The sequence below is a fragment of the Mesorhizobium sp. WSM4906 genome (assembly GCF_029674625.1).
In the GTDB taxonomy this organism is placed as follows: domain Bacteria; phylum Pseudomonadota; class Alphaproteobacteria; order Rhizobiales; family Rhizobiaceae; genus Mesorhizobium.
On the sequence record NZ_CP121355.1, the window covers coordinates 550,588 to 567,897 of the forward strand.

The following is a 17,310-nucleotide window of genomic DNA, read 5'->3' on the forward strand; positions in this document are numbered from 1 at the left end:
TTTACTGTCAACTCGCCGCGATCGGACCGGAAGGCTCCCGGCCGGCAGCGGCAAAGTGGGAGGAGCGCGTGTCGGATGATCGGCTGACCGCCGGAAGAGGGCTGCCTTGCTCTCACGAAAATGTCAGACAAATCGGACTATTTACGAACGCGAAATCTGTGTCTAGTGTCTTGGTCGCGGCTGAAGAGGCGCCGTTCTAAAGTTGCCAGACCTTGGGCAAGCCCCTTGAGGAGGAGGGCGTCCAGGCCGCAGCCGAGACATCAGCGATGAGTTTCAAAAGGGAGGTTGAACCATGAAATCCATGATACGTAACGCATCCGTAGCCGCGGCAGCCTTGGCTATCGGCCTGACGGCGAGCGCAGCCGTGCGCGCCGACGACAAGCCGACGCTGGCCTTCGTCGTCAACGGCGCGTCAGACTTCTGGAAGGCGGCGGAAGCCGGCGTGAAGAAGGCGCAGGGCGAATTGCCCGACTACAATCTCGAGCTCAAATATCCGGAGCAGTCGTCTGTCGCCATCCAGCAGCGCCTGATGGACGATCTGGTGACGGCCGGCGTCAAGGGCATCATGGTGTCGGCGGTCGACCCCAAGACCTCGACCGACGGGCTGAACAAGATCGCGTCCGAGACGGCGCTGTTCACCACCGACAGCGACGCCCCGCAGACCAAGCGCGTCGCCTATATCGGCTCGTCCAATGTCGATGCCGGCAAGCAGGCGGCCGAGATCGCCAAGAAGGCGATGCCGGACGGCGGCAAGTGCCTGGGCTTCGTCGGCCTGCTCGGCGCCGACAACGCCAAGGAGCGCATCCAGGGCATGAAGGACGGGCTCGCCGGCAGCAAGATCGAGCTGGTCGACGTCCGCGGCGACGACATCGACCAGGCGCGCGCCAAGAAGAATGTCGAGGACGCGCTGGTCGCCAGCCCCGACATCACCTGCATGGTCGGCTTCTACTCCTACAACACGCCGCGCATCTATGAAGCGCTGCGCGACGCCGGCAAGCTCGGCCAGATCACCGTCGTCGGCTTCGACGACGATCCGATCACGCTGGGCGGCGTCAAGGAAGGCACCGTCGCCGCGACCGTGGTGCAGCAGCCCTTCGAATGGGCCTATCAGGGCATGAAGCTGATGGCTTCCTATCTCAAGGGCGACAAGTCGGGCATTCCGGCCAATGGCCTGATCATCGTGCCGACGAAGATCATCGGCAAGGACGATGTCGATGCCTATGCCGCCAACCTGAAGGCGATGGCCGGCAAGTAATCGATGCACAGTTGCGCCGGCTCGAGTTCGTCTTGAGCCGGCGTCCGTATTGACGGGCCTGCCAAGGCCCGTCAGTCTGTAGCCCATCGGGTGCTGCCAAGTGCCATGAATTGTGGCGTGATGAATTACTCCGAGACATCCTTCGCTCAATCGACAACAGCTCCGTTCCTGAGCCTCGAGGCCGTGCGCAAGACCTATCCGGGCGTCGTGGCGCTGGACGGGTTCTCCATGGAAGTCAGGCCGGGCGAGGTGATCGGCCTGGTCGGCGAGAACGGCGCCGGCAAATCCACGTTGATGAAGATCCTCGGCGGCGTGACGCGGCCTGACAGCGGCACCGTCACCGTCGACGGCGTCGCGCATGACGGCTTGACCGTCGAAGCCAGCATTGGCTCCGGCATCGCCTTCGTGCATCAGGAGCTCAACCTCTTCGAAAACCTCGACGTCGCCGCCAACATCTTCTTCGGCCGCGAGCCGCTGAAGGCCGGGCCGCTGAGGCTGGTCGACCGCGCCAGGCTGCGCGAGATGGTGGCGCCGCTGTTGAAGCGCGTCGGCGCCAATTTCTCGGCCGATGCGCCGGTCGCCTCGCTGTCGCTGGCCCAGCAGCAGATGGTCGAGATCGCCAAGGCGCTGTCGATCAAGGCGCGGCTGGTGATCCTCGACGAGCCGACCTCCAGCCTGCCGATCGCCGAGACCGAAAAGCTGCTCGACGTCATCAAGGGGCTGCGGACGGAAGGCATCAGCGTCATCTTCATCTCGCACCGCCTGCACGAGGTCGAGCGCGTCGCCGACCGCGTCGTGGTGCTGCGCGACGGCATGTTGGCCGGCACGCTGCCCAAGAGCGAGATCAACCACGACCAGATGGTCAAGCTGATGATCGGGCGCATGCTGAAGGAGCGCGAGAGGGCCGCCGAAGCGGGGCGCGCTCCGGGCGGCGTCGCGCTTGCGGCAAGCGCGGTGCGCACCAGCGCCTATCCGGACCACCCGGTCAGCCTGGAGCTGAGGCGCGGCGAAATCCTCGGCCTTGCGGGGCTGGTCGGTTCCGGCCGAACGGAGCTGGCGCGCGTTCTGTTCGGCATCGACGAGCGGCTCGGCGGCAGCGTCGCGCTGGACGGCAAGGCGCTCAATGTCGGATCGGCCGCCGACGCAGTGGCGAGCGGCATCTTCCTCGTGCCGGAGGACCGCAAGCTGACCGGCATCCTGCTCGACCTCTCGATCGCGCAGAACATTTCGCTGCCCAATCTGCCGGCGCATGCGAAGCGCTCGCTGGTCTCGGCCAGCGCCGAGCTCGCCACCGCCGAGAAGCAGAAGAAGGATCTCGGCATCAAGGCGCCGTCTGTCCTGACCCGCACCGGCACGCTTTCGGGCGGCAACCAGCAGAAGGTGGTTTTGGCCAAATGGCTGGCGATGAACCCGAAGGTGATGATCCTCGACGAGCCGACGCGCGGCATCGACATCGGCGCCAAGGCCGAGATCTACGGGCTGATGCGGTCGCTCGCGGACGCCGGCGTCGCGGTGCTGATGATCTCCAGCGACATGGAAGAGGTGATCGGCGTCTCGGACCGCATCGCGGTCATGCATGAGGGGCAGATCTCCGGCATTCTCGACCGGGACGATTTCAGCCAGGAGAACGTGCTTTTGCTGGCTGTCGGCAAGAAGCCAAGGCTGGCGCATGCCGCTGGAGGAGCGCAATGAGCAAGAAAGATCTCGGGCTGCTGGTGCTGATCCTGGTGGTCGGCGCGGTGGTGACCGCCATCAACCCGCGCTTCCTGTCGACGATCAATCTCGCCAACACCTCGAACCTGGTCGCGCTGTTCGGCATCCTTTCGATCGGCCAGGCCTTTGTCATCATCACCGGCGGCATCGAGCTTTCAGTCGGTTCGCTGATCGCCCTGCTCGGCACGCTGTTCATCGACTTCATCGCCGTGCGCGAGATGGACTGGCCGCTGGCCTTCGTGCTGATCATCCTGCTCGGCGCCGTCATCGGCTTCGTGCATGGCTGGCTGATCACGCGGCTCAAGATGCAGCCTTTCGTGGTGACGCTTTGCGGCCTGCTGATCTACCGCGGGGTCGCCCGCTTCTATACCGCCGACGGCACGGCCGGCTTCGCCTTCGGCCAGAATTTCCCGGATCTGGAATTCCTCACCGCCGGCCGTTCCGGCGGGCTGCCGAACTCCTTCATCGCGCTGATCGTGATCGCCGTCGTCATGTGGGTGGTGCTGCACCGCTCGGTGTTCGGGCGCTATCTCTACGCCATCGGCAAGAACGAGGAAGCGGCGAAATATTCGGGCATCCGCACCGGCCGCGTCGTGATCGCGGCCTATGTCATCTGCGGCGTGCTGACGGCGCTGTCGGCGATCTATTTCGCCATGTATACGCGCTCGATCTCGCCGGCGAGCCATGGCCAGTTCTACGAGCTCTACGCCATTGCCGCCGCGGTGCTCGGCGGCTTCTCGCTGCGCGGCGGCGAGGGCTCGCTGGTGGGCGTCATCCTCGGCACCGTGCTGCTGCAGGAATTGCAGAACCTGGTCAACCTGCTCGGCATCCCTTCCTCGCTCAACTTCGCGGTGATGGGCGGCGTGATCCTGATCGGCGTGCTGGTCGACCAGCAATGGGGCGTGTTCCGCGCACGGCGCCGGATGATGGAGGCGACGCGCCGGAACGTCGCCGGCGCGCCGGCGGAGTAGCGCTACCCCTCCTTCTCCCCTTGTGGGAGAAGGTGGATCGGCGCGCAGCGCCGAGACGGTTGAGGGGTGTTGGAAGGATCACCGTCCTTGCCAAGCTGGAGCACCCCTCATCCGACCTCGCTTCGCGAGGCCACCTTCTCCCACAAGGGGAGAATGAAAGGCGCTAGATCTGGTCCGAAAGGTCCGAGAACGCCATCGCCTTGCGCAACACCTCGGCGAAGCGCTCGCCGGCGATCTCTTTCGCCCCGCTATTGTCGATCGAGGTGACGTCCGGGCCGGACAGCGTCACGCTCGTGCTGCGCGCCAGGCGGGCGAGCACCTCGCCGCGCGATTCGCGGCCGCGCGCCGCCAGCCGTTCGGCGAGGATTTCCGGCGAGGCGGTAATCTCGACCACGGCCAGATTGGCATAGCGCTCGCGCAGCGCCGGGATGACGGCGCGAGAGACATTCGCCACGGCCACATGACCATTGGCGACCGCCCAGTCGACGTCGGCCGGCAGGCCATAGCGCAGGCCATGCGCGTCCCAGCAGATGGCGAAGGCGCCGTCGGCCTCCGCCTCGGCGAAGGCGGCATCGGCCAGCGTGTCGTGGTCCTCGCTCGCGGAATCGCTCGGCCGGGTGATGACGCGGCGCACGAATTCCAGCCGCGTCTCGTCGGCGAAGCGCGTCTTGGCGTAGCCGATTACCGTATCCTTGCCGGCACCGCTCGGGCCGACGACCGCGACGAAAACGCCGTTGCGGATGGGAAGCGTTTCGGTGAGCTCGCGCTCGATCGACGCAGAAACCATCATGCGACACGCCTGCCCTGGCGCCACACGGTGCGCACCACCGGCACATGCTCGTCGACGCGCACGCGCACCAGGTCGGCGCGGCGGCCGGGCTCGATGACGCCACGATCGGCGAGGCCAACCGCGTCGGCCGGGTTCTTCGAAACCATGGCGACCGCCTGCGGCAGCGAGATGCCCTCGACGACATCGCCGAGGAAGAAGGCCGACTGGATCAGGCTGAAGGGGATGTAGTCGGACGACAGGATGTCGAGCAAACCGTCGCCGGCAAGCGTGCGCGCCGACACATTGCCGGAATGCGAGGAGCCGCGCATGACATTGGGGGCACCCATCAGCACGCCGAGGCCGGCCGCCTTCGAGGCTCTTGCCGCCTCCTCGGTGGTCGGGAACTCGGCAACGCGCACGCCCTGCGCAATCGCCTCGTCGACATGGCCGGCCGTCGCATCGTCATGGCTGGCGAGGACGATGCCGCGCTCGTGGCAGGCGGCGGAGATGAAGACGCGGTTGGGACCGGAATTCCTGGCCGATTCCGCCATCCGCTTCTCGCAGAATTTCTGGAAGTCGCGATCGGTCAGCTTCAGCTTGCGCTGGTAGTAATAGGCATAGGTCTCGAGATTGACGAACTGGCGCTGGCCCGGCGCATGGTCCATCAGCGAGGCGAGCTTGACCCTGTCGTCGGTCTCGAAATTGGCGAAGGCCTCGAGGCAGTCCGGCGCCGAAACCTCGCAGCGCAGATGGATGAAATGGTCGGCCCTGAGCCGATCCTGCCTGACGCTGTCCTCGATCGCGTCGGCGAGGCTGCGGACGTCGTCGGACTTCAGGTCGGCGTCCTCGTCCATGCCGACGCGCAGAGCATCGAGCACGGTGGTGATGCCGGCGGTCGCCACCTGCGCGTCATGGGCGAGCACGGCGGCGATCGGGTTCCAGCGCACTTTCGGGCGCGGCGCGTAGTGGCCTTCGAGATGGTCGGTGTGCAGCTCGACGAGACCCGGGATGATGTAGTCGCCGCCCATGTCCTCGCCGGCGCGGGCGGCGGCGCCCGGCTCGATCGCGGCGATCTGGCCATCGCGCAGCAGCAGCGAGCCCTCGACGATCTCGTCGGGCAGCACGATGCGGGCATTGGTGAGGAAGGTTTCGGCGGTCATTTCAGGCGATCCTTAGTCTCGGTATCAGGCGGTTTTTCTGGCCGGGCGGCGGCCAAGCGCATGGTGGGAGAGCACCATGAAAGGGGCGCCCGGTTCGGTCTCGACGAAAAGCGTCAGCGCGTCCACCGGCACCGGGTGCTGCAGCACGTCCGCGAACAGACTGTCGATTGCTGCACGAAGACGTGGGCTTTCCTGTGGCCCGACGCGGCCGGACAGCGTCATGTGGAAGCGGAACGTCTCGAAAACGTAAGGATAGCCCCACTGGCAGAGGTTGCGGAACTCGTCCGGCTTCAGCGAGTCGGGGCTGCGGCGCTCGATCTCGGCTTCGGTCAGCGGCGCGCGGAAACGGTCGAAAGCGCGCACAACCTCGCCGGCGAAGCTGTTGAGAGGATCGAACGGCGCTTCCGGCACCAGGGCGAAAAAGCCGTCGATCTGACCGACGACGAGACGCGGAATGACGACCGGCGGCGTCGCCTCGGCGAAATCGTCGAGCGCCGCGCGCAGCGAGGTTTCGGTCTCGTTCGGCGCCAGCCGAAACGGCGCCTTCAGCGTCGCATGGAAGCCGTAGCGCCTGGCCGAAGCCGTGTGGAAGGCAACTTCCGCCGCCGACAGGTCGGCCACGGCCTCGACCGGCCGCGTCGCCGCGCCGAAGGGGTCGCGTCCAAGCCAATTGGCGGCGATACGCGCCAGCGGCTCGTCCTGCCGTGGGGTGAAATAGATGGCGTAGCGCATGAAAGAACCTCGTCAGACCCCGCCATAGGTGATTTCCATGACGGATTGACGAAGCTTTCATGGGTTTTCGAAGGCAGACAGCCCCCGACAGTCCTTAGCCGACGATTTTCTCGAACTGGACCAACAGGTTGAGCTCGATGAAAAATCTCAGGCCTTCATCAGCCACTCGTGCTCGGCCGCGTTGTGGAATTTCCACGTCCGCTTCGGGCCGGCCATGACGTTGAGATAATAGAGATCATAGCCGTGGCAGGCCGCGCAGGGGTGGTAGCCCCTGGGCACCAGCACGACATCGCCGTCCTCGATCGCCATCGCCTCGTCCAGGTCGCGCACGCCGTTCCTGTCGGCATCGGTGTAGACGCGCTGGAAGGCGAAGCCCTGCGGCGGGTTGAGGCGGTGATAATAGGTCTCCTCCAGATAGGATTCCGCTGGGAGATTGTCCCGGTCGTGCTTGTGCGGCGGATAGCTGGAGGTATGGCCGCCGGGTGTGATGACCTCGACCACCAGCAGCGAGTCGGCCGGCTTGCCCTCGGGCAGGATGTTGGTGACGTAGCGCGTGTTGGTGCCCTTGCCGCGCACCTCCTGGCCGAGATCGTCGGGCGAGATGACACGGGCCGGCAGGCCGCCGCCGAGGCCCGGCGCCGAGCAGACGGCGAGCTCCAGGTCGGTGTCGGCGATCACCGACCAGTCGGAGCCTTGCGGCACATAGACCGACCAGGGCTTGCCTTCGAACGGCGACATGCGCTCGCCGAGCAGGCCGAGCTCCTTGCCGCCGGCCGAGACCTTGCCCTTGCCGGTGACGAAAACCAGGCAGACTTCGCGCTCGCCCGTCTTGCCGGACGCGGTCTCGCCTGGCCGCAGCCGATGCAGATCGAAACCGACATAAGTCCAGCCGGCGCTTTGCGGGGTGACGTGAGCGACGTGGCCGTGGCCCTTGTCGGCCTTGACGAGCAGTTTCGACATTTTTGTCTCTCCTATGCCTGTTGGCTCTGGTGGTTTGGCGCACCAGAGATTTCACCAGCTGAGGAATCCGCCCCAAACCTTCGGGATTGGCCGTAGCCTCCAAACTTCGTCATCCTAGGGCGAAGCAGGAGCGAAGCTCCGTCGCGGAGACCCTAGGATCCATGCCGTTACCTTAGTCGAAGGGCGCACCGGAGCAGAATTCTGCACCGTTACAACTACCTTCAAAGTCACGGCATGGATCCTGGGTCTGCGCTGCGTCGCTACGCTCCTTGCTCCGCCCTAGGATGACGAAGCGAGGGGCGTTCCGGCCAATCGCCAACGCAAACGAACCGTCACCCACGCAACATCCAATACAAAAGAACCTCCAGTCCATCGACCGCTTCAATCCTTCGGCTCGGCGGGGGGCTTGTCCTCCTCGACCGGCTTGTAGAGGTAGAAGAACTGCCACACCGCGTAGCCGGCGAAGCCGAGCGCGATGACGCCCCAGAACGGCGTACCGGAGGCGAACTCGATCACCGACCAGACCAGACAGACGGCGACGACGGCGATGCGTCGCCATAGCGGCCGGAAGAAGGGGTGCTCATAGTCTTTCATAGCGCCAATCCAGGATTTGCCCAAAGCGCAACGGATAAACCGCGCGCCGTGGCAAATCCACCGTCTAGGCCGGGAAGCCTTGCGTCTCCACCGTATAGCCGGCGGCCGTCATCACCCGCATCAGCTCCTTGTGGCCGACCTGAGCCATCTTCAGCGGCGGGTTCTTCTTCGGATCCTGCTCGGCCTCGACCACGAACCAGCCTTCGTAGCCGTAGTCGGCGAACTTCTGCACGATGGCGCCGAAATCGAGCGAGCCGTCGCCGGGCACGGTAAAGGCGCCAAGCGCCACGGCATCGAGGAAGGACTGCTTGGTGCGGTCGAGCCCGTCGATCACGCCCATGCGCACATCCTTCACATGCACGTGGTTGATGCGCTTGTGGTGGTTGTCGATGGCGCGCAGCACATCGCCGCCGGCAAAGGCAAGATGGCCGGCATCGAGCAAAAGCGGAATGCCTTCGCCGGAATTGCGCATGAAGGCGTCGAGCTCCGGCTCGGTCTCGACCACCGCCGCCATGTGGTGGTGGTAGGAGAGCGGCATGCCCTGGTCGGCGCACCATTCGCCGAATTCGGTGACGCGGCGGCCATAGGCCTTCATCTCGTCGTCGGAAAGCTTCGGCTTGGTGGCCAAAGGCTTGGAGCGGTCGCCCTGGATGGAGCGGCCGACCTCGCCATAGACGATGCAGGGCGCGCTCACCGCCTTGAACAGGTCGATCATCGGCTGGATGCGATCCTTGTTCCTGGCCAGATCCTCATTGACCAGCGTGCCGGAAAACCAGCCGCCGCAGAGCGTGACGTCGGCCTCCTTCAGGATCGGCAGCATCACTTTCGGATCGTTGGGGAAACGGCGGCCCATCTCCATCCCGGTGAAGCCGGCCGAGCGCGACTGGCGCAGGCACTCCTCCAGCGACACGTCATCGCTCAATTCCACGAGATCGTCGTTCCACCACGCGATGGGGGACATGCCCAGTTTGGCTTTCAAGTCGTCACTCCAAGTTCGGATCGTTCCATTTTCGCTCGTCGGCGCTGCCCCTCATCCGCCTGCCGGCACCTTCTCCCCGTGAAGCACGGGGAGAAGGGACAAGCTCCAGCGCCGGCGTCCCCCTCTCCCCGTGAAGCACGGGGAGAGGGAAGGGTGAGGGGCGGCGCCAGCGTCAATCACCTGCACTCTGCATCTGCTTTTTGTCCTCATACGCCTTGCGCGCGGCGTTGACCTGGGGCCGCGACGAGACCTCCGGCACGGCGACATCCCACCAGTGGCCGCCGGCTTCGGTCGACACCAGCGGATCGGTGTCGATGACCAGCACGGTGGTCTTGTCGTTGCCCTTCGCCTTGGCCAGCGCCGTCTCCAGCTCGGCGATCGACGCCACCTTCTCGGCGACGGCGCCGAGGCTTGCGGCATGAGCCGCGAAGTCGACATCGGGCATCACCTCGTGGCGGGCGTCCTTGAGCAGATTGTTGAAGTTGGCGCCGCCGGTCGCCATCTGCAGCCGGTTGATGCAGCCATAGCCGCGGTTGTCGAGCAGCACGATGGTGAGCTTCAAGCCGAGCATCACCGAGGTGGCGATCTCGGAGTTGAGCATCAGATAGGAGCCGTCGCCGACCATGACGACGACTTCCTGATCGGGCTTCGCCATCTTGACGCCGAGGCCGCCGGCGATCTCGTAGCCCATGGTCGAGAAGCCGTATTCGGCATGATAGGAGCCCGGCGTTCCCGCCTGCCAAAGCTTGTGCAGTTCGCCCGGCAACCCGCCTGCGGCGTGCAGCAAGGTGACGCCCGAGCCCATCGCGCGCTGCACGGCGCCGATCACCTGCGCATCGGAAGGATAGGCTGCATTGGTCGAAGCCGTCACCTTGGCGGCCGCTGCCTGCCATTCCTTTTTGCCCTTCAGCGCGTCGTCGGTCCAGGCGGTCGGCGCCTTCCAGCCCTTCAGCGCGGCGCTGAGCTCGGCCAACCCTTCGGCCGCGTCTGCGACCAGCGGCAGCGCCCAATGCTTGCCGGCGTCGAAACCTTGCGTGTTCAAGCCGATGATGGTGCGGCCGGCATTCTTGAACAGCGCCCAGGACCCGGTGGTGAAATCCTGCAGCCTGGTGCCGACGGCGAGAACGACATCCGCCTCTTCCGCCAGCCGGTTGGCGGCGGAGGTGCCGGTGACGCCGACGGCGGCCATGTTGAGCGGATGATCATCGGGGAGCGAGGACTTGCCGCCTTGCGTCTCGCAGACCGGAATGCCGGCGCCCTGCACCAGCTTGGCCAGTTCGCTGGAGGCCTGCGAATAGAGAACGCCGCCGCCGGCGATCACCAGCGGCTTCTTGGCGCCTTTCAGCGCCGCCACGGCGGCGGCCAGCTCGTTGCGGTCGGGGCGAACCCTGCGCGGCGTCCAGACGCGCTCGGCAAACAGGCTTTCCGGATAATCATAGGCTTCGGCCTGCACGTCCTGGCAGAGCGAAAGCGTGACCGGGCCGCATTCGGCCGGATCGGTCAGCACCTGCATGGCGCGGTTCAGCGCCGGGATGATCTGCTCCGGCCGCGTGATGCGGTCGAAATAGCGCGAGACGGGGCGGAAGCAGTCGTTGACGCTCGCCGTACCATCGGAGAAATCCTCGGCCTGCTGCAACACCGGGTCGGGCAAGCGATTGGCGAAGACATCGCCGGGCAGCAAAAGCACCGGCAGCCGGTTGACGTGGGCGAGCGCGGCAGCCGTCACCATGTTCAGCGCGCCCGGGCCGATCGAGGTGGTCGCGGCCATGAAGCGGCGGCGGAAATTCGCTTTGCCATAGGCGATCGCCGCGTGCGCCATCGCCTGTTCGTTATGGGCGCGGAAGGTCGGCAGCTCGTCGCGCACTTGATAGAGCGCCTCGCCGATGCCGGCGACGTTGCCATGGCCGAAGATCGCCCAGACGCCGCCAAAGATCGGCACCTTTTTGCCGTCGATCTCGGTCATCTGGCGGCTGAGAAAGCGGGTCAGCGCCTGCGCCATGGTCAGGCGAACGGTCTCGGTCATTGTCGTTTCCTCCGGCTTTCCTTGTGCCGTCTTGTTATGCGGCCCGTCTTCTTATGCTGCTTTACGGCCGCGCGCGACAAGCCATGCCTCGGTCAGCTGCTCGAAGCGCAAGGCCATGTCGGCGACAGCCTCGTCATTCGACATCCTGCCGGCCAGCCATTGTTCGGCGGCTTTGATGAAGATGGTGCGACCGACGGCAAATCCCTTGACGATCGGCGCATTGGCGGTGGCGGCAAAGGCCGCGACCAGCTCGTCCTGCGGCGCCTCGAGACCCAGCAGCACGACGCCGCGACACCACGGATCGTTCTTGACGATCACCTGCTCGATCTTCGCCCAGGCGTTGGCCGAAGCCTGCGGCTCGAGCTTCCACCAATCCGGCTTGATGCCCAGCGCGTAAAGCTCCTCCAGTGCGCGCGGGATGGTGGTGTCGTCCAGCTTGCCGTGCTTGCCGGCAATGATCTCGACCAGCAATTCGCGACCGACCTTGCGCGCGGCTTCGAACAAGGCCCGCAGCTTCTGCTGTTGCTCAACTTTCAGCGCCTCCGGATCGTCCGGGTGATAGAAGCACAGGCATTTGATGCAGTGGTCGACCGGCCATTCGGTGAGCTGCGAGCCGATGTCCTGCGAGAACTCGAAGCGCAGCGGCCGTGATCCCGGCAGCTCGACCGGACGGCCGAGCCAGGCGAAGGGATGGCGGGCGAATTCGAACATGGCGTCGCGGCCATATTTCTCGTCGATCAGCATGCCGTAGCCGTCGCGCCCGGCGGCGACCTTGGCGGCCGCCTTGACGGTCAGCACCTTGAAATCCGGGATGCGCGAGGCGTCGGCGCCGACTTTTGCCGCGACGTCCTCCAGCTGGACGCGATGATCGCAGGCAAGCGCCATCAGCGAAGGGATGTCGCGCCGGCGCGTGGTGGCCCAATGGATGTGGTTGATCGCCTCGTCCTTGCGCAGCGCCAGATGCTGGCTGCCGCGCTTCAAGAAGAACTGCAATTCCTCGAAGGTCGGATATTCCGGCGCGCAAAGCAGGCGCGACACGGCAAAGGCGCCGCAGGCATTGGCCCAGGTCGCCGCCGTGGCAAAGCTTTCGCCGCCGAGCCAGCCGCGCAGGAAGCCCGACATGAAGGCGTCGCCGGCGCCGAGCACGTTGTAGATTTCGATCGGAAAGCCCTTGCCGACGATGCCGTCCTCGAGATCGTCGCTGATCGGCCCATCATAGACGATGCAGCCCTTGGCGCCGCGCTTCAAGACGATGGTGGCGGGCGACAGAGAGCGGATCGTCTTCAGCGCGCTCAGACAATCGTCGGCGCCGGAGGCGATCATGATCTCCTCCTCGGTGCCGACGATGAGATCGCAATCGGGCAGCACCGTCTTCAGCTGCGCCGAGACGCGGTCGGACTTGACGTAGCGCTCGAAACCCTCGGCATGGCCGGCGAGCCCCCAGAGGTTCGGGCGATAGTCGATGTCGAAGACAACCTTGCCGCCCTTGGCCTTCATGAGGCGGATCGCCTTGCGCTGGGCGGCATCGGTATTGGGACGGGAGAAATGCGTGCCGGTGACGACGACGGCCCGGGCCGACGCGATGAAAGCCTCGTCTATGTCTTCTTCCGCGAGCGCCATGTCGGCGCAATCGGAACGATAGAAGATCATCGGCGAGACGCCTTCGTCCTCGACGGACAGCAGCACCAGCGCGGTCAGCCGTTCCCTGTCGGTTTTCAAACCGTCGACCGAGACGCCCTCACGCCTGAGCTGCTCGCGGATGAAGCGGCCCATCTGTTCGTCGCCGACGCGAGTGAGCAGCGCGGAGCGCAGGCCGAGCCGTGCCGTGCCGACGGAAATATTGGCAGGGCAACCGCCGACCGACTTGGCGAAAGAGGTGATGTCCTCCAGCCGCGAGCCGATCTGCTGGCCATAGAGATCGACCGACGCGCGGCCGATCGTGATGACGTCGAGCGGCGGATATTTCGCTTCCACGGCTTCGCCCATTCGAACCTCCCATCGGCCTTGTTGTGCAGAGCAGCGTCGTTTTGGGCAGCACGCGCGAACGGCATCGTGGCGCCGTCAATATGAAATAATAATTCCAATCCATAGTCAATATGGAATGAGCATTCCCGGACGGAAAAACGCCTAGGGCGGGGCCGTTCAGCCCTTGCGCTTGCGGCCGGAGTCGCGACGCTTCTCGCCGACGGCAACTGTCAGCGCCATCGCCAATGCCATCGTCGCCGAGATCGAGCGGAAACCGCCGAAATCGGCCTCGGCAACTTCGAACCAGACCTTGGCGAACTGGGCGAGCGGCGAGAACGAGCTGTCGGTGATGGCGACGATCGGCACGCCCTGCTCGGCGATCGCGCGCGTCTCTTCGATGGTCGCGGGCGCGTAAGGCGAGAAGCTGATGGCGATGACGGCGTCGCGCGGCGTGGCGAAGCCGATCATCTCGGCGTTCAGGCCCGCGGCCGATTCCACCAGCTGATTGCGGATCTTGAGCTTGCCCAGCGCATAGGCGATGTAGGAGGCGACCGGATAGGAGCGGCGCTTGGCCAACACGTAGATGGTTTCGGCTTTCGCCAGGAGCGCGATCGCCTCTTCGAAATGCGCATCGTTCAACGTGCGCGAAATGTCGCTGAGCGACGTGCTGGCGGCGGCGACGAAGCCGTCGAAGATCGCCCGGTGCCCGGCGCCTTCCTCGGCCTTGGCGCGCAGCGCCGCCAGTCGCTCGTCATAGGAGGAATTGCGCTCGCGCAGGCGCTCGCGAAAAACCTGCTGCAGGCTGGTGAAGCCGTCGAAGCCGAGCTGCTGGGCGAAACGGATCAGCGTCGAGGGCTGGACGCCGGCCGAGGCGGCGATGCTCGCCGCCGTGCCGAAGGCGATGTCGTCGGGATTGTCGAGCGCATAGGCGGCGATCTGCGCGATACGCTTGGGCAGGTTCGCGCGCCGCTCCAGGATCGTTGCACGCAACGTCTCGAAATCGCGAGGCACCCGTTCGTCCATCGTCGCTCCGCCCACGGCCATATTGAAAGTTCCCTCTCCTGCCTCATCATAACGAGTTCGCGCAAGAACACCATAAAAAATGATTTGGACGTTCCATTCTCACGTGAAATGGATTAATTCATCCATACGGAATCCCCCCTTCAGTGGAGACAGTCTAAATGGTTGGAGTGGGCCTCATCGGCACGGGCTTCATGGGCAAGTGCCACGCCATCGCCTGGAACGCGGTCGGCACCGTCTTTCCCGATGTCGAGAAGCCGAAGCTGGTGCATCTGGGCGAGGTCAATGACGAGCTTGCAAAGCGCAAGGCCGGCGAGTTCGGCTTTGCCAAGGGATCCGGCGATTGGCGCGCCGTGGTCAACGACCCGGAGGTCGATGTCGTCTCGCTGACAACGCCTAACCAGTTCCATCCGGAAATGGCGATCGCCATCCTCGAAGCCGGCAAGCACCTGTGGTGCGAGAAGCCTATGGCGCCGAGCTTCGCCGAGGCCGAGGCCATGGCGAAGGCGGCAACGAAATCCGGCAAGGTCGCAGTACTCGGCTACAACTACATCCAGAACCCGGCAATCCGTCACATCGGCGCGCTGCTCGACGAACAGATCATCGGCGACGTCAATCTCGTGCGCATCGAGATGGACGAGGATTTCATGGCCGATCCCGAAGCGCTGTTCTTCTGGAAGCACGAGGCGGCTTCCGGCTATGGCGCGCTGGACGATTTCGCCGTCCATCCGCTGTCGCTGATCAAGGTGTTGTTCGGCCGCGTTGCCCGCGTCATGTGCGACATGGCCAAACCCTATGCCGACCGGAAACTCGCTTCCGGCGGCCGTCGGGCGGTCGAAACCTACGATATCGCCAGCGTGCTGATGCATCTCGAAAACGGCGTCGCCGGCACGCTGCTGGTCAACCGCTCGGCCTGGGGTCGCAAGGGCCGCATCGCCATCCAGATTTTCGGCTCGAAGGGCTCGATCCTCTACGACCAGGAGCGGATGAACGAGTTCCAGCTCTACCTGACCGCCGACCGGCCGACCGAGCAGGGCTACCGCACCATCCTGGTGGCGCCGCACCACAAGCCATATGATTCCTTCCTGCCGGCGCCCGGCCACGGCCTCGGCTTCAACGACCTCAAGATGATCGAATGCCGAGAACTGCTGATGCGGATCGCCGGCAAGCCGGCGCGCGTCATCGATTTCGACGAAGGGCTGGAGATCGAGCGCACCGTGCACGCCATGGCGCGCTCCTTCCAGGAACAGCGTTGGATGGATGTGAGGTAATTTCACGTCGTTCGCCGACGCGAAGAAAGGCTGCCGGCTTTCCCGCGAACAGTCGCAAACGTCTGCGATTGGACGCAGCTTTCCGACTTCGTCATCCTTGGGCGTAGCGACGCGAAGCGGAGTGAAGACCCAAGGATCCATGCCGTTACCTCGGCCGAAGGATGCAGCGGCGCAGAATTCCGCACCGTCGCAACGCTTCAATGTCACGGCATGGATCCTATGGTCTGCGCTGCGTCGCTTCGCTCCTTGCTCCGCCATAGGATGACGACCTGATGGGCGTTTCGGTCAATCTCCGAGGGCTCCGATATGCCAACGCAATCACTACGAGACAGGTCGGAATTTCCGCGCCAAGTATTTTGAGATCTCTCAGGCGCTCTCCGCAGAGCCATTGATCTCCCAGCCGTCGACCCACACCTGCCGCAGGCGGTCGCCCTCGCCCTTGAACCACAGGCCAGTCAGCCGGCAGTCCTCGATGCGGTCGCTGCGGAAATTGCGGATCGCCTGGCGCAACTCGCACCAGGCGACGATGTTGGCGGTCTCTGCATAGTAGATGAGCGCGATCGGGCGGATGATGCGCTCAGTGTCGCGGCCGGCTTCGTCGCGATAGGCAAGGTCGAGCTTCTCTTCGTCGCGGATGGCGCGGCGCACCAGGGCAAGATCGACCGTCGGGGCCGAAGGCGCGGCGAACCCCCAGGCATGCAGGGCGTTGGCGTCGAGCGTCTGGCGCAAGGGTGGCGGCACTGCGCCGGCGATCTTGGCGCTAACCCGCTTGGCCGCCTGCTTGAGCTCGTCGTCGCCGGTGCGCTCGAGCAGAGCCAGCGACAGCACGATCGCCTCCATCTCCTCGATCGAAAACATCAGCGGCGGCAGGTCGAAGCCGGGACGCAGGATGTAACCGATGCCGCGCCCGCCGTCGATCGGCACGCGCATCGCCTGAAGCGCCGCTATGTCGCGATAGACCGAGCGCACCGTCACTTCCAGCTGCTCGGCGATCATCGCCGCCGTCACCGGCTTTCGGGCCAGCCGCAGGATCTGGATGATCTCGAACAGGCGCGATGCCTTGCGCATTTCCTCACCGGCCGAAACGCAACTGACACACCCCCGTCAGTTGGGATGATCTATAGGGCTGCCTACCCGCTTGAAAATCAAGAGAATCCTTTCGCGCCTTGTTGGCGCGGCGACCGGCAACTGACATGAGTTATAGCGAAAACCTCTGGCTTTTCTTCATCCTGCTGTTCGGCATCATCGCAGTGCCGGGCATGGATATGCTGTTCGTGCTGGCCAACGCGCTGACCGGCGGCGGCAATCGGGGCCTTGCCGCGACCGCCGGCATCATGCTGGGCGGCGCGGTGCACACGCTGAACGGCGCGGTCGGCGTCGGCCTGCTCATGCATTTCGTGCCGATCCTGTTCAAGCCGCTGCTGATCGCCGGCGCCGCCTATATGGCCTATATCGGCATTTCGCTGATGCGCAGCTCGATCACTGTCGACGATGACGGGCCGGCCGGCAGCCGCTCCGCCTGGAAGGCTTTTCGGCAGGGGTTGGTCACCTGCCTGATCAACCCGAAGGCCTACCTGTTCATCATTGCCGTCTATCCACAGTTCCTCAAGCCCGCTTACGGTCCGATCTGGATGCAGGCGACCGTCATGGGGCTGCTGACGGTCGCCACCCAGGCAGGAATCTATGGCGGGCTCGCCGTCACCGCCGGCCGCAGCCGGACGCTGCTGATTGACAATCCGCGAGCGACCGCTTTTGCCGGGCGCGCGGCCGGGCTGCTTTTGTTTGCGGTCTCGGTATTCACCGCATGGGAGGGGCTGAGGGCGGCGTGATCGCCAAGGAGCCACGCCGCGCCCTTCGAACACCCCTCATCCGTCTCGGCGCTACGCGCCGATCCACCT

At 64.9% G+C, this 17,310-nt stretch carries 15 protein-coding genes; 5 read left to right on the plus strand and 10 right to left on the minus strand.

What is annotated here, in order from left to right:
* Nucleotides 1–292 precede the first annotated feature (292 nt).
* The 3 genes from QAZ22_RS02515 (at nt 293) to QAZ22_RS02525 (ending at nt 3,939) form a co-directional block, all read left to right on the plus strand.
* Entirely contained in the window at nt 293–1,255 is a 963-nt protein-coding gene (locus tag QAZ22_RS02515) for a sugar-binding protein (RefSeq protein ID WP_278205419.1), read from the plus strand.
* A gap of 120 nt (nt 1,256–1,375) precedes the next feature.
* Nucleotides 1,376–2,947 (plus strand): sugar ABC transporter ATP-binding protein, encoded by a 1,572-nt coding sequence (locus QAZ22_RS02520; protein WP_278207771.1) that lies wholly within the window; start codon nt 1,376–1,378, stop codon nt 2,945–2,947.
* Complete coding sequence (locus tag QAZ22_RS02525; protein WP_278205420.1) at nt 2,944–3,939, plus strand: ABC transporter permease; 996 nt, start codon at nt 2,944–2,946, stop codon at nt 3,937–3,939. Before QAZ22_RS02520 ends, QAZ22_RS02525 begins: the two co-directional genes overlap by 4 nt.
* A gap of 163 nt (nt 3,940–4,102) precedes the next feature.
* On the opposite strand, the gene phnN is transcribed toward QAZ22_RS02525, so the two are convergent.
* The 9 genes from phnN to QAZ22_RS02570 all read right to left on the minus strand — a co-directional run bounded on the left by phnN (nt 4,103) and on the right by QAZ22_RS02570 (nt 14,144).
* The gene (gene phnN / locus QAZ22_RS02530) at nt 4,103–4,729 is read right to left on the minus strand and encodes a phosphonate metabolism protein/1,5-bisphosphokinase (PRPP-forming) PhnN (RefSeq protein WP_278205421.1); all 627 of its coding nucleotides are present in this window, start codon (nt 4,727–4,729) and stop codon (nt 4,103–4,105) included.
* Nucleotides 4,726–5,868, minus strand: coding sequence for an alpha-D-ribose 1-methylphosphonate 5-triphosphate diphosphatase (locus tag QAZ22_RS02535; RefSeq protein ID WP_278205422.1), 1,143 nt, complete (start codon nt 5,866–5,868; stop codon nt 4,726–4,728). Before QAZ22_RS02535 ends, phnN begins: the two co-directional genes overlap by 4 nt.
* A 24-nt stretch (nt 5,869–5,892) precedes the next feature.
* Nucleotides 5,893–6,600: a DUF1045 domain-containing protein gene (locus tag QAZ22_RS02540; RefSeq protein WP_278205423.1), complete on the minus strand. Its 708-nt coding sequence runs from the start codon at nt 6,598–6,600 to the stop codon at nt 5,893–5,895.
* A gap of 147 nt (nt 6,601–6,747) precedes the next feature.
* Complete coding sequence (gene iolB / locus QAZ22_RS02545; protein ID WP_278205424.1) at nt 6,748–7,560, minus strand: 5-deoxy-glucuronate isomerase; 813 nt, start codon at nt 7,558–7,560, stop codon at nt 6,748–6,750.
* Between the two features lie 381 nt (nt 7,561–7,941).
* Nucleotides 7,942–8,154: a DUF3329 domain-containing protein gene (locus QAZ22_RS02550; RefSeq protein WP_278205425.1), complete on the minus strand. Its 213-nt coding sequence runs from the start codon at nt 8,152–8,154 to the stop codon at nt 7,942–7,944.
* A gap of 64 nt (nt 8,155–8,218) precedes the next feature.
* A complete protein-coding gene (iolE, locus tag QAZ22_RS02555) occupies nt 8,219–9,133 on the minus strand; it encodes a myo-inosose-2 dehydratase (protein ID WP_278205426.1) in 915 nt (304 codons plus the stop codon).
* A gap of 172 nt (nt 9,134–9,305) precedes the next feature.
* Nucleotides 9,306–11,156: a 3D-(3,5/4)-trihydroxycyclohexane-1,2-dione acylhydrolase (decyclizing) gene (gene iolD, locus QAZ22_RS02560; protein ID WP_278205427.1), complete on the minus strand. Its 1,851-nt coding sequence runs from the start codon at nt 11,154–11,156 to the stop codon at nt 9,306–9,308.
* A 51-nt stretch (nt 11,157–11,207) separates the two neighbouring features.
* The gene (iolC, locus tag QAZ22_RS02565) at nt 11,208–13,142 is read right to left on the minus strand and encodes a 5-dehydro-2-deoxygluconokinase (protein WP_278205428.1); all 1,935 of its coding nucleotides are present in this window, start codon (nt 13,140–13,142) and stop codon (nt 11,208–11,210) included.
* Nucleotides 13,143–13,298: 156 nt separating this feature from the next.
* Nucleotides 13,299–14,144, minus strand: a complete 846-nt coding sequence (locus QAZ22_RS02570) for a MurR/RpiR family transcriptional regulator (RefSeq protein WP_278205429.1) — start codon at nt 14,142–14,144, stop codon at nt 13,299–13,301.
* A 158-nt stretch (nt 14,145–14,302) separates the two neighbouring features.
* On the opposite strand from QAZ22_RS02570, the gene QAZ22_RS02575 reads away from it, so the two are divergent.
* Nucleotides 14,303–15,412: a Gfo/Idh/MocA family oxidoreductase gene (locus tag QAZ22_RS02575; protein ID WP_278205430.1), complete on the plus strand. Its 1,110-nt coding sequence runs from the start codon at nt 14,303–14,305 to the stop codon at nt 15,410–15,412.
* 366 nt (nt 15,413–15,778) lie between these two features.
* On the opposite strand, the gene QAZ22_RS02580 is transcribed toward QAZ22_RS02575, so the two are convergent.
* Nucleotides 15,779–16,480: a YafY family protein gene (locus QAZ22_RS02580; protein ID WP_278205431.1), complete on the minus strand. Its 702-nt coding sequence runs from the start codon at nt 16,478–16,480 to the stop codon at nt 15,779–15,781.
* Nucleotides 16,481–16,605: 125 nt separating this feature from the next.
* On the opposite strand from QAZ22_RS02580, the gene QAZ22_RS02585 reads away from it, so the two are divergent.
* Complete coding sequence (locus QAZ22_RS02585; protein WP_278205432.1) at nt 16,606–17,241, plus strand: LysE family translocator; 636 nt, start codon at nt 16,606–16,608, stop codon at nt 17,239–17,241.
* Nucleotides 17,242–17,310: the final 69 nt, after the last annotated feature.